The organism is Escherichia sp. KTE159 (assembly GCF_000408805.1).
GTDB classification, from domain to species: Bacteria; Pseudomonadota; Gammaproteobacteria; order Enterobacterales; family Enterobacteriaceae; genus Escherichia; species Escherichia marmotae.
In genome coordinates this window covers 55,611-69,186 of the sequence record NZ_KE137291.1, presented here as the reverse complement: position 1 = coordinate 69,186, position 13,576 = coordinate 55,611, and the positions used below count along the sequence as shown (strand labels likewise).

13 protein-coding genes and 3 pseudogenes are annotated in these 13,576 nt (G+C 44.4%); 12 read left to right on the top strand and 4 right to left on the bottom strand.

What is annotated here, in order from left to right; genetic code table 11:
• Positions 1-31: 31 nt before the first annotated feature.
• The 5 genes and pseudogenes from A31E_RS21485 to cmi all read left to right on the top strand — a co-directional run.
• Positions 32-497: pseudogene (locus A31E_RS21485) on the top strand (IS21 family transposase); the annotation flags it as partial.
• 315 nt (positions 498-812) lie between these two features.
• Positions 813-3,944, top strand: a complete 3,132-nt coding sequence (locus A31E_RS21490) for a hypothetical protein (RefSeq protein ID WP_016248299.1) — start codon at positions 813-815, stop codon at positions 3,942-3,944.
• Positions 3,945-4,465: 521 nt separating this feature from the next.
• Positions 4,466-4,879: a hypothetical protein gene (locus tag A31E_RS21495; protein WP_000465043.1), complete on the top strand. Its 414-nt coding sequence runs from the start codon at positions 4,466-4,468 to the stop codon at positions 4,877-4,879.
• Between the two features lies 1 nt (position 4,880).
• Positions 4,881-5,663, top strand: a complete 783-nt coding sequence (locus A31E_RS21500; RefSeq protein ID WP_016233054.1) for a site-specific integrase — start codon at positions 4,881-4,883, stop codon at positions 5,661-5,663.
• A gap of 171 nt (positions 5,664-5,834) precedes the next feature.
• Positions 5,835-6,188 carry a colicin M immunity protein gene (cmi, locus tag A31E_RS21505; protein ID WP_000864812.1) on the top strand — a complete coding sequence of 118 codons (354 nt, stop codon included), beginning with the start codon at positions 5,835-5,837 and terminating at the stop codon, positions 6,186-6,188.
• Between the two features lie 49 nt (positions 6,189-6,237).
• On the opposite strand, the gene cma is transcribed toward cmi, so the two are convergent.
• A complete protein-coding gene (gene cma / locus A31E_RS21510) occupies positions 6,238-7,053 on the bottom strand; it encodes a lipid II-degrading bacteriocin colicin M (RefSeq protein WP_016248298.1) in 816 nt (271 codons plus the stop codon).
• A 243-nt stretch (positions 7,054-7,296) separates the two neighbouring features.
• Between cma and cbi the strand changes: the two genes are divergently transcribed.
• A complete protein-coding gene (gene cbi / locus A31E_RS21515; protein WP_016233052.1) occupies positions 7,297-7,824 on the top strand; it encodes a colicin B immunity protein in 528 nt (175 codons plus the stop codon).
• Between the two features lie 17 nt (positions 7,825-7,841).
• Here the strand turns inward: cbi and cba are convergent, their stop codons facing one another.
• Positions 7,842-9,377: a pore-forming bacteriocin colicin B gene (gene cba / locus A31E_RS21520; protein ID WP_016233051.1), complete on the bottom strand. Its 1,536-nt coding sequence runs from the start codon at positions 9,375-9,377 to the stop codon at positions 7,842-7,844.
• A 245-nt stretch (positions 9,378-9,622) separates the two neighbouring features.
• Between cba and A31E_RS26680 the strand changes: the two are divergent.
• Both A31E_RS26680 and A31E_RS21525 read left to right on the top strand, forming a co-directional pair.
• Positions 9,623-9,743, top strand: a pseudogene (locus A31E_RS26680) (entry exclusion protein 1); the annotation flags it as partial.
• Positions 9,744-9,817: 74 nt separating this feature from the next.
• Complete coding sequence (locus A31E_RS21525; RefSeq protein ID WP_016248297.1) at positions 9,818-10,330, top strand: hypothetical protein; 513 nt, start codon at positions 9,818-9,820, stop codon at positions 10,328-10,330.
• Between the two features lie 150 nt (positions 10,331-10,480).
• On the opposite strand, the gene A31E_RS21530 is transcribed toward A31E_RS21525, so the two are convergent.
• Both A31E_RS21530 and parM read right to left on the bottom strand, forming a co-directional pair.
• Positions 10,481-10,831, bottom strand: a complete 351-nt coding sequence (locus A31E_RS21530) for a plasmid partitioning/stability family protein (protein WP_000361384.1) — start codon at positions 10,829-10,831, stop codon at positions 10,481-10,483.
• A gap of 2 nt (positions 10,832-10,833) precedes the next feature.
• Positions 10,834-11,796: a plasmid segregation protein ParM gene (gene parM, locus A31E_RS21535; RefSeq protein WP_016233050.1), complete on the bottom strand. Its 963-nt coding sequence runs from the start codon at positions 11,794-11,796 to the stop codon at positions 10,834-10,836.
• 30 nt (positions 11,797-11,826) lie between these two features.
• Here parM and A31E_RS25095 point away from each other — a divergent pair, with 30 nt between their 5' ends.
• The 4 genes and pseudogenes from A31E_RS25095 to A31E_RS21550 all read left to right on the top strand — a co-directional run bounded on the left by A31E_RS25095 (position 11,827) and on the right by A31E_RS21550 (position 13,558).
• The gene (locus A31E_RS25095) at positions 11,827-12,129 is read left to right on the top strand and encodes a hypothetical protein (RefSeq protein WP_148718425.1); all 303 of its coding nucleotides are present in this window, start codon (positions 11,827-11,829) and stop codon (positions 12,127-12,129) included.
• 76 nt (positions 12,130-12,205) lie between these two features.
• Complete coding sequence (locus A31E_RS21540) at positions 12,206-12,889, top strand: DNA methylase (protein ID WP_016233049.1); 684 nt, start codon at positions 12,206-12,208, stop codon at positions 12,887-12,889.
• Complete coding sequence (locus A31E_RS21545; protein WP_001104902.1) at positions 12,890-13,111, top strand: hypothetical protein; 222 nt, start codon at positions 12,890-12,892, stop codon at positions 13,109-13,111.
• Positions 13,005-13,558 (top strand): annotated as a pseudogene (locus A31E_RS21550) (DUF1380 family protein). Before A31E_RS21545 ends, A31E_RS21550 begins: the two are co-directional and overlap by 107 nt.
• The last annotated feature ends 18 nt before the right edge of the window (positions 13,559-13,576 follow it).

The window sequence follows — 13,576 nt, the reverse complement described above, 5'->3', positions numbered from 1 at the left end:
TTAAGGTTCTCACACCAGAAAGGACATCAACATGCTGAGCAGAGAGGAATTTTACATGATAAAGCAAATGCGCCAGCAGAGCGCGTACATTGTCGAGACTCAGATTGGTTGCTCTGAACGGGCCGTCAGACGCTACCTCAAATACCCTGAACCGCCAGCTAGAAAGACCCGCCATAAAATGGTTAAGCTGAAACCGTTTATGGATTACATCGACATACGCCTGGCAGAGAATGTCTGGAATAGCGAGGTTATCTTCGAGGAGATTAAGGCAATAGGCTATACAGGTGAACGCTCCATGTTGCATTACTACATCCCCCCCAATGTAAGATTCGCTCATCGACAAAAAGGGTTCGCTTCGAAACTCAGCGAAGGCACTAGATCCAGCATGACTGGGCAAAGTTGGAACTGAGGTCGCCGGACAACGATGCCGGATTAACTTCGTGGTTAACACAATAAGAGCCCTTACATCGTTTCCATGCCTTTGCGGTCCTGAACAGAAGAACGTCTTCGTCCGGTAACGCTGGTTCGACAGCTTCGCTCATATTAATCAACTATAGGAGCTGTGGGGGCTGACGTTGCTGGTCTGGCTCCAGAAAACCAGAGTAGCTGAAAGATGTTATCAAAAAATATTTAAAAACAGTTCTTAAGAGTGAGCTGGTCAATATCTGATAACAACGTTTGGAATCGGTATCTGTCTGGCTTGTCGGAGTCTGGAACTGAGCTGAGCCTGATTCACAGTTATAAAAATAGGTAAATCAACGTATCATTCTGGCAGTGAAATCAGAGGATAAATCCGGTTATGAAGGTTACTTATGTTGAGTAAACTGTTTAAAAGCGTGAACTATCTGGTTGATAGTGAGTTCAGATATAATTTACGTATGAATTCTGAGTATCGAAAATATCGCTGGAATATTTTTGAACGCCTGCTGGCCTGGTGCTCTACATATTATGGATGGGCCATGCTGATTCTCTGGGTTGGTGCAATAATGATTGTACTTGCTGGTTTGTATCTGAGGCCGGTCCTGGCTCCATTTGGCAGGCAGTATTTTAAGGGAGTTGAAAATCTTCCAGATGGTCTTTCAGATCTGCTGGGTGGACAATTAACCATCATTGGTATTGTTTTTCCATTAGTTGTTGGTCTAATCAGCGTCCTTTTTCAGAAAAAATCGACCCGCGAACATATCCAGTCAGCCTATCAGCTTTACTCAGGATACATGTTTGCTGGTCTGAGCGGTCTTTCCCTTGCGGCATTTATCCTGGTGAGTGAGCTTTTATCTTCCTGGGGTGATAAGTATCTTGATATCTGCCTTGTTGTTGTTGCTCTGATTTGGATGCTCTTGAATATTGGTTTGTCGATCTGGTTTTTTATTCAGAGTCTGAATGTACTGGATAATCACCGGCGTGATCGAATCATGCTTAAGTATTTTGTTTCAAAAGTTGTGACACCGCATATAAAAACTGCTATTGTAAGAAACTGGTTAATTTCTCCAGGTGATTATATTAACAGGAAAGGACGGCTGAATTTTTTAGTTGATGTTTATAACCCTCCGAAAAAAGAAAAATCAGAGCTTCTGAAACTAAAACTTGGATTGGATGAATGTGTGAGAGATGTCTATACACTTCCATTATTATTTCTTTTCAGGAGATTAAAAACTGTCGGAACGGGAGCTGAACGAGTCTGTGTCTTACCCGGATGGGGGATACATAATGGCGAAGTGGTTATTCTGGCTACAATTGGTATCAGATATAATTCTCTCTGGGCGAAATTGTTTAAGCTCTGTTTTATCCGTGGAAGCAAATGGGAAAAAACAAATTTTTTAAATTTCACCAGAGGTTTTTATGGGGAAATTTATGATGCTCTGGATGAACGAAATCTGGGGGCGTTTGAGGAAGCTGCAGATCGACTTGTTTCGACCTTTATTACACTGAAAAGATGTTTTCAGTATGGTGATAAAAATTATATTGATGACGTGTCCGTTTCATTTTTTCCACAAAGTTTAAGCCAGTCTTTTCATAATGATTTCTACCGTCTTGCAGAAGAAGTGGTGAAAACACTGGATACCACATCTATGTATTTTCGAAAGATCATACATCTTCCTCACTCTTTTTACCGGTATCGGGGAGAAGGCAGAACCGGAGAGTTGCAACAGGCTCTTCAGTCCCAGTGTGATATCTGGCAGATACTGATTGACTGGAATGCTGGAAACAAGGCGTTATCAGTGAACCAGAAGCAACGTTATGTTGCAATGCTGCAAAATTTTATCGGCGAGTGGGAAAGCTGGCATATGTGGTTGCGTCTGACGTTTAAGAATAATGTTGATACTGCTGGCTATACTGAGGCCCTTGTATCACATTTGTTTCGCTCTATGGAAATGCTTATTACAGCAATAACATCTGATGATATTGATGCCACTGATCTGAGTACTGATATGTTTATGCTGTGGCTTAATCAGGGGCAGTTTCATAATCATTATCACGAAGAATATTTGTGGCACAGCCTTTTTCTTACGCCAGATTTTTTATTGCACTCTGTTTCAGACAACTGTCAGTCCTGCATATTGAGGGGGGCATCGTATAACGAAAAAGCCGCACTATCCCTGACAATGTATAATGTGATGACAGATCTCCGCCTGTTCCTGGCAGCTTATATAGTGAGATATCTGGAACAACAAAAAAATGTTAATTTATATAATATTATTAAACGGTTACTGTCTCCTTCACTGGTCGCTCCAACTGGTGCATATAATACACTACCTCCGAAAATAGTAGGTCAGACTGATATTATTGATGTTATATTACGTCTTACTTTCTGCCATGCAGACGAGCGCAGTAACTGGTTTTCACGCTTGTCTCATATGGTGGAGAGACTCACCAGAAACAACAACGGGCCGGTTATTTCCGGGCGGATTTATATGGGCTGGGTTGATGATTTAAAAACACTATACCCTGCATTTGCTGATATAGCAGTAATGCTGTCTGTTACTGAACAAAGTGTCAGTCCAAAAGTGATTGCTGCAATCAGTGAAGGGATTTTCTCATTTTCTGATAAAAAAGATATTGTCGATACTCTGAAATCTCTGATGAAAAACACGACAGACGTAGCAGGCAATTTTCTGATGACACCTGAGGAGTACGCTACGCGAGTTGTATTTTTTAACAGAACGCTGGACATGTACATATCCGCTTTTGAAGAAAGTATTAAGTCAGATATTATAAAGGCAGAAGCAGATATCGATCTTTTCAGAAGGATTGATATGAACATCTCTCAGAATGTCATTGATGATATTAAGAAAGATCATCTTCTTTCTCTGTTTGAGTTTATACCTGATACTGGAATTTCAGAGCGCTGGGAAAAACAATGGATTAATATTGGTATTGATAGGGAAAGTGTGTCAAAGAAACTTGGACGCACAATTGATCCAGCATTTTTTTACTCAACAACAATTTCAGACTACATACTTAATGCAGTCCACCGAAATCTCTGTATTAATCGTGGTCAGTTGAGTGAGGATGTAAGCGATCTGGATGAACTCTTTCATAAAGTAAAAATCCTGATGGAAAAGGAAGAAGATTGCACACTCATTGTGTATGGTGATTGTTTTTCCAGGAAGTTATACGAACTTGAGTATTGCACTGATAAACATAATGAGCTTGGCATAAAAAGGGTAAGTAAACCAGAAAAGGGGTATCAGCCACATGTTCTTCCATATATGATTGGAAACTGTACAATATATTTCGTTCCGGACTGTCTGGATAATTACTCATTACTGATCCGGAATTCATCTTTTGGTCGTTTACGTCTGTTCCGTTACCCTGATGATACGATGTTCTGCACGTTCTGCAGGGAAGATGCAGATGATCCACTTAAAAGTATTATAACCCACCTCTGGGAGCTGGATGCAGAGATGACAGATCCTGTCATAGCTATGTTTAATCACGTCTGAGTGCCATGAGCGATTTCTGTCTTTTCTGCAACAGTATCCGGACATTGTAATCAAAAAAGCATTAATGTGTTTTTGGTAGTAATCCGTTTTTATTAATGCCACAGAAGCATTAATCTTTCTTTTCCTTCAGGAAGATCCGAAAACCCCTGGTCACGGATCTTCCTCTCCCCCACACAACGCCACCTCCTGTAAGTACAACATGTAGTGCTTCATTCAGCTGCTTATGACACTATATGTTGTGTTATTTCCCTGACCTGTGATGCGCCACGCAGGGGCGGAAAACAGCGATATGATGATTTCCTCAGCGTGGTACACTTCCGGAAAGTTGTGATATTCCGGAAAGTCGGATCTGACGGAAACGGCTCTCCGGTAATTTAACGGCGTGGTTATATGGATGCTTGTTATCATGGTGATGATGATAACGGCATGATGTTATCAGACGGCGTGACGGTAAGGGCAGTGATGATGGATGACGTTATCGCATGACCGTCCCTGCCCGGAAAAGAAAAAAGGAGTCACCCATGTTTTTTATTGAGAATGAAGGTCAGGCTGTCGCCAGAACGGATTACTGGCAGTCTGTACAGGCGCAGGCCGGATATGTCTACCTCAGCTGGAATGCCGGCGCAGCCAGGCTGCTTGTCCCGGATGCGGCAAAACATTTACTCAGGGAGATGCGGGGGGCTGAGTACGTCATCATCAGTAAGGGAACGCTGCATGGCCGCGATGCGCTGGAACTGGTATTTGAAGACGGCAGCGATGCGCCGTTCGTGATCCACATGCTGAGTGAGCAGTGCGATCGCCTGCTCCCCGAAAACAACCAGGGAGGGGGTTTTGTTGTCACCGTCTGGACGCGTGGCGGTAACCAGCTCCGTTATCCGGGAAAGTACCGGGTTGTGGAAAACCTGCCCGACGTTTCCCCGTGGAGTGAACACTGATATGCAGCACCTGCCGGCACCGATCCACCATGCCCGGGATGTCGCTCAGCTTCCTGTTGCCATCGATTATCCGGCAGCGCTGGCACTCCGCCAGATGTCGATGGTTCATGATGAACTGCCAAAATACCTGCTGGCCCCTGAAGTGAGCGCCCTGCTCCATTACGTCCCGGATCTGCGCCGCAAGATGCTGCTGGCCACACAGTGGAACACCGGTGCGCGCATTAATGAAGCACTGGCGCTGACGCGGGGGGATTTTTCGCTTGCGCCTCCGTATCCGTTTGTGCAGCTGGCCACTCTGAAGCAGCGGACAGAAAAAGCAGCCAGGACGGCAGGAAGAATGCCCGCCGGTCAGCAGACTCACCGGCTGGTTCCGCTTTCCGACGCCTGGTACGTCAGCCAGCTGCAGACGATGGTGGCCACACTGAAAATCCCCATGGAACGGCGTAATAAACGAACAGGCAGGACAGAGAAAGCGCGGATCTGGGAAGTGACGGACAGAACGGTCAGGACCTGGATTGGAGAAGCGGTTGCCGCCGCTGCCGCTGATGGTGTGACGTTCTCTGTCCCGGTCACGCCACATACGTTCCGCCATTCCTATGCGATGTACATGCTGTATGCCGGTATACCGCTGAAGGTCCTGCAGAGCCTGATGGGGCATAAGTCCATCAGCTCAACAGAGGTCTATACGAAGGTGTTTGCACTGGATGTGGCTGCACGGCACCGGGTGCAGTTTTCGATGCCTGAGTCCGATGCGGTCACAATGCTGAAAAACAGACATGCATAATAAGTCACAATTATGAATTGTGATTTCTTCTATAAAAAAGAGACCACTGCAATATGTGATCTCTTGTATTATTTCATAATTGTTAAAGCCACTTCACAGTATGCTCACATTGTACGGATATATTCGTAATGTTTTTTATATAGAATGAACGACAGAAGTTGTGGAGATTTTATGAAAGTAATTAGCATGAAATTTATTTTTATTTTAACGATTATTGCTCTTGCTGCTGTTTTTTTCTGGTCTGAAGATAAAGGTCCGGCATGCTATCAGGTCAGCGATGAACAGGCCAGAACGTTTGTAAAAAATGATTACCTGCAAAGAATGAAACGCTGGGACAACGATGTACAACTTCTTGGTACAGAAATCCCGAAAATTACATGGGAAAAGATTGAGAGAAGTTTAACAGATGTTGAAGATGAAAAAACACTTCTTGTCCCATTTAAAGCTGAAGGCCCGGAGGGTAAGAGAATGTATTATGGCATGTACCATTGTGAGGAGGGATATGTTGAATATGCGAATGACTAATACACTGTTATAAAGGCTGCATAAAAAGGCCGGAACCCCGGCCCTTATATTATCGCTTACCACTTTCTTTAATGTGAATTTCACCAGGAAGCAGTATCTGGTACTCTTTACCAGAAAACATCGCCCCGAGCCTTGTGAGCGACTCTCCGATAATGCCACGGTGAGTGCTGGCGTTAAAATCGTATTTATCATCATATGAACGAACAACGCCATTGTAAGTCCAGGAGCCATTGGCAGAGATAGTTAAAGTACCTTCTGTTTTCAGTGTGATATTACCAAGATATGCACCGGTAATAACATTATAATCACCAGTGGCATGTGTGAACTTTGTAGAAACAGGGAATATACCTACTACACCAGATTTTATAATGTCTTTTATCTGATTAATTTTCATAGGGGAAATTTTAAGACCAATGTTGGCGATATTAACGCTCCTTTCAGCGCCATTACCCCATAAATAGTGAGCAAGCGCCACAATTGGTGTAGTGACATTACCGCTCATTTGTTTCATATTCATTGAGCGATAGTCATATTGACTTGGCGCTGGTTTTGCGAAGTGGTAAGCGTCATAAACGCTTATTCCAGGGTGGAGAACCAGATTTCGGTCGGCGTTACAGAAGTAACCAATATTTGTCGATATGATCTGCAATGTGAGAGGGTTGCTGGCCCCATGTTTTTTGATGTAATCCTCAAGTTGAGTTAAAGCCTGAAGACACATGTTTGGACTCTGGAAAAAACTATAAACAACCTGGACTAAAAGAGGGCCAGCACCAGGCACATGTGGTGCTGAAAGAGAAAATGCACCATTGCCATAACTTGGTAAGTTAGTTGATGGTGATGGTGCATGAACAGTTAAGGTTTCCATACATAACTCCTTATAAGTTAACAAGATAACAGAGTTCGCCGCTGGCTAACGCCTCCGCCGGCGAACAAAACCCATGAGGGAGGCTCCCCATAACATTGTTTGCCTGATATGCCGTTAAAAATGGTAGGGCAGCTCCTGAACTACCATATATAAGATATATATCTGTACACTCCATTAAATACTGGAAATATATTGAGAACTCTGATATATAATCTATATATAAAAATACAAAAAGGTATATATATGACCAGCAATAAAGATAAGAACAAGAAAGCAAACGAAATATTATATGCATTTTCCATAATCGGGATTATTCCATTAATGGCTATATTAATACTTCGAATAAATAATCCATATTCTCAAGTGCTGTACTACTTATATAATAAGGTGGCATTTCTCCCTTCTATTACATCATTGCATGATCCCGTCATGACAACACTTATGTCAAACTACAACAAGACAGCACCAGTTATGGGTATTCTCGTTTTTCTTTGCACATATAAGACAAGAGAAATCATAAAGCCAGTAACAAGAAAACTTGTTGTGCAATCCTGTTTCTGGGGGCCCGTTTTTTATGCCATTCTGATTTATATCACACTGTTCTATAATCTGGAACTAACAACAGCAGGTGGTTTTTTTAAATTATTATCTCATAATGTCATCACTCTGTTTATTTTATATTGCTCCATTTACTTTACTGTTTTAACCATGACATATGCGATTTTACTGATGCCATTGCTTGTCATTAAATATTTTAAAGGGAGGCAGTAACACTGCCTTCCTTTTAATTATTTTATGATCTTGTGATTCAACTCATCAACAAATTTATCATCGATAAATGCACCAATAGCACCTGCAATAACTACGCCAACAAAACCAACAACTGTGGCCGAAAGACCAAAGGCTATAAGGGCCGAGCCTAATGTCAAAGAAAACAAACTAAGAGATACAGCAGATGCCATCCCACTGATAACCCAGGACTCGACTTCCAGCATTAATGGCCCCCAGTTACCAGTCTGGTAACCCTCAATACTCTTCTCCCTGATGTTGTTTGCCTTTATTGCATAATCTGCTGCTTTGAACGTTTTACCCAACGCAGCAAATTTATTCCCCATATCCTCAGCATTAAATGCTTTCCACGCATTCACAATGGCTTCTTTGTCCGTTGCATTTATTTTAAGGCTGGGGTTAGCCATTAACTTATTAATGGAAGACATTGCATCATCATAACTACGAATCGTTTTTCCCTGAAAATTATTTATATTCTCTGCAATTTCACGGGAAAGCGCCTTGTATTTATCTCCAAGATATTCCCCGACTTTGTCACCGACACTAATGATGACCTCGCTGGTTTTTGTCAGGACCGTCTTCTCGTCATTTTCTTGTTCTTTCTTGACTCTGAAGTCATCCTTTGCGTTATTTTCGGCTTCCTGGCGTTGGCTTAAACTATTACTGTCCAGAATCTCCACGGCTGAAATATATAGCGGAGAAACTCCACTGCCTTCAGGAAAACGGACAATGACATCATGATTATTACTGGACATCGTATAACCAGCCTCAACATAATTCCCTGTCTCAGAAATAACGCCATCTTCCTGGATTTCGGGATTAGACCGAACTGGAGTATTCATCTGACCCACACTTAATACCAGGTCCGGTAGATTTGGTGATACAGGGGCACTGTAAACATCTTTAATATTGGTTCCCGGACGACTCCGGTCCGGAACTGGAACGGCATCCACTACTGGCACTGTCATCGGAATACCTCCGATAATAGCCATATATTGTGTACCATTCTGCATAAGGTCCGTCAGACGATATTTTACCGGTACATTATTACCCGCTGCTGGTAACTGGCTGGCAGGGATATCCGTTACCTGCTCCAGTTGCTGTGTAACCATAAGACGAATAATTTTTTGCTCATTTCCGGAAGCTGGCTCCAGACGGGCAAAAGAAACAGCAGCCGGGCGAGACGGTTCTGGCAAACCACCACGTAAACCATTTTCAAGAACTGTTCGTGCAGCGGAAACTTTCTCGTTTCCCCAGGGGCTATGCACACTGACAGACCATCCCGACCAGTCTCCCTCTTCAAGTTCCTTATCAAGAATAATCCGGCGAATAATTCCAGGAAAAAGAACACTTTGTACAAGTGCGATACCTTGTGGGCTGTAATCCCCCCATCCCGGAGGCATGGATGGAGCGAGACCTGATGAGCCTCCGGGTTTCACATCACCGCCCGGAATTCGTCCTGTTGACGGCCACACAACCATTGTGTCCCCGTAATCAATACCTTCTGTCGGTACACTACCTTCATTATCACTCATAGAAAACCTCTTTGACTTTAAAAACAATCAATTAAAATTAAATACTGTACATATAATTACTGGTTTTATGTACAGATCAAAAATTACGCCGCTGTGTTTTCTCTGTCAAGACTGTGGATTTCAATTTTTGTGAAAACGATCAAAAAACAGGCATTCACACCACGTGCTATTCTCGCCTGATACCACAAAAAACGGCACAGGCATAACTGTTCTCTGGCCTCAGCATGTTTTAATGAAACTATGATATGAGACACCTGGGGGGATACTGTCACTTTATGGCATGGTACACATCGTGATATGTGTACAGGCCTTGTTAGTTACCGTACCGGTCAGGACGGACGACGGGAGTTTGAAACCAGTGAGTTGTTCTGTACTGGCGTGTTTTATAATGAAATCCTTATCGGTGGCGATGAGCAATGTTCTCAAGGGAGGATATTGTGATGAACATAAGTGTGGAAGATTTGTTTCCGGAGTCATTTCAACGAATTAAAGAAGAAGAAGAAGCGAACAGGCCTGCTCCTAACTGGTTTGCACATTTACCGCCTGAAAAAATCAATGCGTATATGTCCAAGTATCCTTTCAAATCCTTTGATGATATTCCTCTGGACAACAGTGGGTTGCAATACCCTTCACTACAGGAACTGGAGTTTTATTTTCCCCCGGCGGCCCTGGCTGCTAATTGCCATCAACTTCCTGAGAGAATGAGACAAAAGCCTGTGGTCACGATGATTAATGGGTTAACCCTGTTAAGGTCGCTTGGCGTTCAGGCTTTCAATATCGATCCACGCCGATGGCACAAAATTAAAACCTATTTAAGTCAAGGAACGATTGAATATCCACAAATGTCAGAAGACGGGAAAGTAATTATAGATGGCAGGCATAGAATACTACTTATTATGCAGATTTATAAAGTAACTGATGTTCCCGTTTTTTTTCTGAAAGGAATAAGCTGAACAGTGCAAAGGGTAAAGCTATACTGATTTTTAGACTGTGATTTGTTACGTAGAAATAACTTGTCAGATGTAATCTGTACATAGCTAAAAAATAGGTTTATTGATACCTTTACCCCGTTTATGGGGGTAAAGGTATCAATAAAAATTTAATCAGTTTATTAACTTCATCGCGTTTTTTTTTGTCTCTTCATCACTTCTTTGCTCCTGTTGTGAAGAGGGTTGAGTGATTGTTGAAGAATTAAAATCAGCCATCTCTTTTGGAAATAGCGATCTCAATATATTCACGATATCTGAAAATGTGGTTTCTTTCGTCAGCAGTTCACATAAAAGGAAAGGGGCCCTGGGATCTTGTCTGTATAAGGCCAGACCTGCCGTCAGTGCGGCCCGGTTAAGGCGGCTGCGTTCCCCTTGCGGGATACTGTCCAGTGTATCACAAACAATTTTATCTGTTTGATTTACATCTGGATTTAGTTTGAAGGCAATGGTTCTGCGCTTGTCCATTATTAATTACCTATGAGATACATACCGTTAACTAAATCATATTGAGAGTTATTGGTTTTGAAAAAACGTTCATCACGAATCTGTGTGTGTTTTTTTACTGCATCGCATATTAATTCTGCGCCACCGCCTATAACCATAACATGCGTATAACCAGAAAATTCATTGAGCGTATTTAATACACGTTGCTCAAGTTTACGAAATGCTTCATTCATTGCTTCGGTGACTATTGATATTTTGTTCTCATCATTAATTCGTTGCTTCAGATAGTTGTTGTCTTTTCTGTGAATAATTATATCGTCAGCAAGATAGCTACTTCCTTTTGTTCTCGCAAGAGAAAGTGCATCTTTTACTGCAGATGTGACCAGAGATACACCAAGAGATGAGTCTCCGTATATTTTACTGATCCCTGATAATTTCCCCATTACCTGAGAAATATCTAATGTGGTGCCCCCGAGGTCTATAATTAATAAAGAATCTAACTCATCCAGTTCTTGTAGAACTTCATAACCTGCTGGTATAGATTCAGGCATGACTTTTACATCTTTTATTGTGAATGTATCCCCACCATTTAATGTAATTTTTTTCCGGAAGTTTGCTTTCTTACGCTCAATATTTTCCGTATTGGGTTGGTTATTCCTGTCGTAATACTCTGTCAGAGGAAGTGTGCAAACAATATCCACTTCGCTTACCGGCAGACCACTGGTCAGTAAGGCGTGATGCACCGCAACGACATTAACGTCGCTGTATTGCCATGCGATATTGGTTGTGACTACAGCATCCGGGCTGATTGGATCAAATGAATACTGTTCGCCGTTCAGTGTGTAGTTAAAGACCTTTTTATCACCAAAAGAGACTGCCCACTCGCGTTTGAAGCTGTTCGGGCTAATGTGCTGTTTAATTGTTCCGTCGCTTTCCTGCCACTGTAGTTTGATGTTTGTTGAACCGTCATCAATGAATACCAACATTTATAAAACTCCTTATGGTGTTTTTTTGGTGTGTATTTGGGTGTATTTGGGTTTTTTGGGCGGGTAACAAAAGATGTCGCCGGGCTCCTCTTTTTACTGCGCTGGCTGACGCGGCGCGGCAGGAACGCTGCCTGTGGTCAGTGTCCCGCGTCCGGCCGGGCACGGGACGGGCGCTTTTACCGCTCCCGGCTGGCGTTGGTGACAGTGTACGCCAGCCCGTCGCCCTTTTCTGATGAACGCCCTTCAAGCCGCTTTCGCGGCATATCCTCGCCGTCAAAAAGACGACGGCTGCGGTATTCCACGGTCGGCCTGACCCGTTACCGGACGCGGTGAACAGCCCACAGGCAGCGGGGAACGGGCGCCACAGGGGCGCCCTCCCGGTGCCCTCTGTAAGAGAAGGAGTGCTGTTATGTCCCGTTTTATCCAGGGTGACTGCGTGCGTGTTATGGCCACGTTTCCGGGCAATGCTGTCGATTTCATCCTCACCGACCCGCCATATCTCGTCGGTTTCCGTGACCGTCAGGGGCGTACCATCGCCGGCGATAAAACCGATGAATGGCTGCAACCGGCCTGTAATGAAATGTACCGCGTGCTGAAAAAAGATGCGCTGATGGTGAGCTTCTATGGCTGGAACCGCGTCGATCGCTTTATGGCCGCCTGGAAAAATGTGGGATTCAGCGTGGTTGGCCACCTGGTGTTTACCAAAACCTACACATCGAAGGCCGCATATGTGGGCTATCGCCACGAATGCGCCTACATCCTGGCAAAAGGGCGTCCGGCGCTGCCTCAGAAACCCTTGCCGGATGTGCTGGGCTGGAAATATTCAGGCAATCGTCATCACCCGACGGAAAAGCCTGTTACCAGCCTGCAACCACTGATTGAGAGCTTCACACACCCGAACGCGATTGTGCTGGACCCGTTTGCAGGCAGCGGCTCAACCTGTGTGGCCGCCCTTCAGTCCGGACGCCGGTATATCGGTATCGAGCTGCTTGAACAGTATCACCGTGCCGGACAGCAACGACTGGCCGCCGTGCAACGGGCCATGCAGCAGGGGGCCGCGAATGATAACTGGTTTGAACCGGAGGCTGCGTAAATGAACTATGCCGGACACGAAAACCTTCGTGCTGAAGTGGCGGAGGTGGCCAATGCCATGTGTGACCTTCGGGCCAGGCTGAACGATATGGAGCATCGCTGTCGCTTTGATTCCGATGTGCTCGTTGAACGCCTGGCACGCCAGACGCTGTATCGCGCCAATCGCCTGTTCATGGAGGCATATACCGAAATTCTTGAACTGGATGCGTGCTTCAAAGATTAAGGGGGAGACGAAATGTACGGAACATGCGAAACGCTCTGCCGTGAGCTGGCAGCAAAGTATCCGGGAGACACGCCGCTGATGCTGCTTATCTGGTCCCCGGAAGAGATTCAGGCCCTCGCTGACGGAATGGATATTTCCCTGTCCGATCATGAAATCAGGACTGTCCTGGCGCGCCTGGAGGACATCCCGGAAGACCAGCGGATTGAGTCCGGTATTTCTTCCGCCGCTGCGATGGAGATTATCAGCAACGTGAGCGAAAACCGCCAGGTGACCGTCTCTGCTGAACTGCTGGCGTCCCTGATTCAGACCGCTGAACAGGCACTGTGGAAACGTGAATGGGCCGCCCGGGATCATGGCCTCGCCGTCCCGGAATGCGTCACCCGCCGTCAGGCGGTGATTAATCAGGCCCGCACCCTGCTGAAAAACAACACACACGAAAACGACTGATGTTATCGCCGCCTGCCC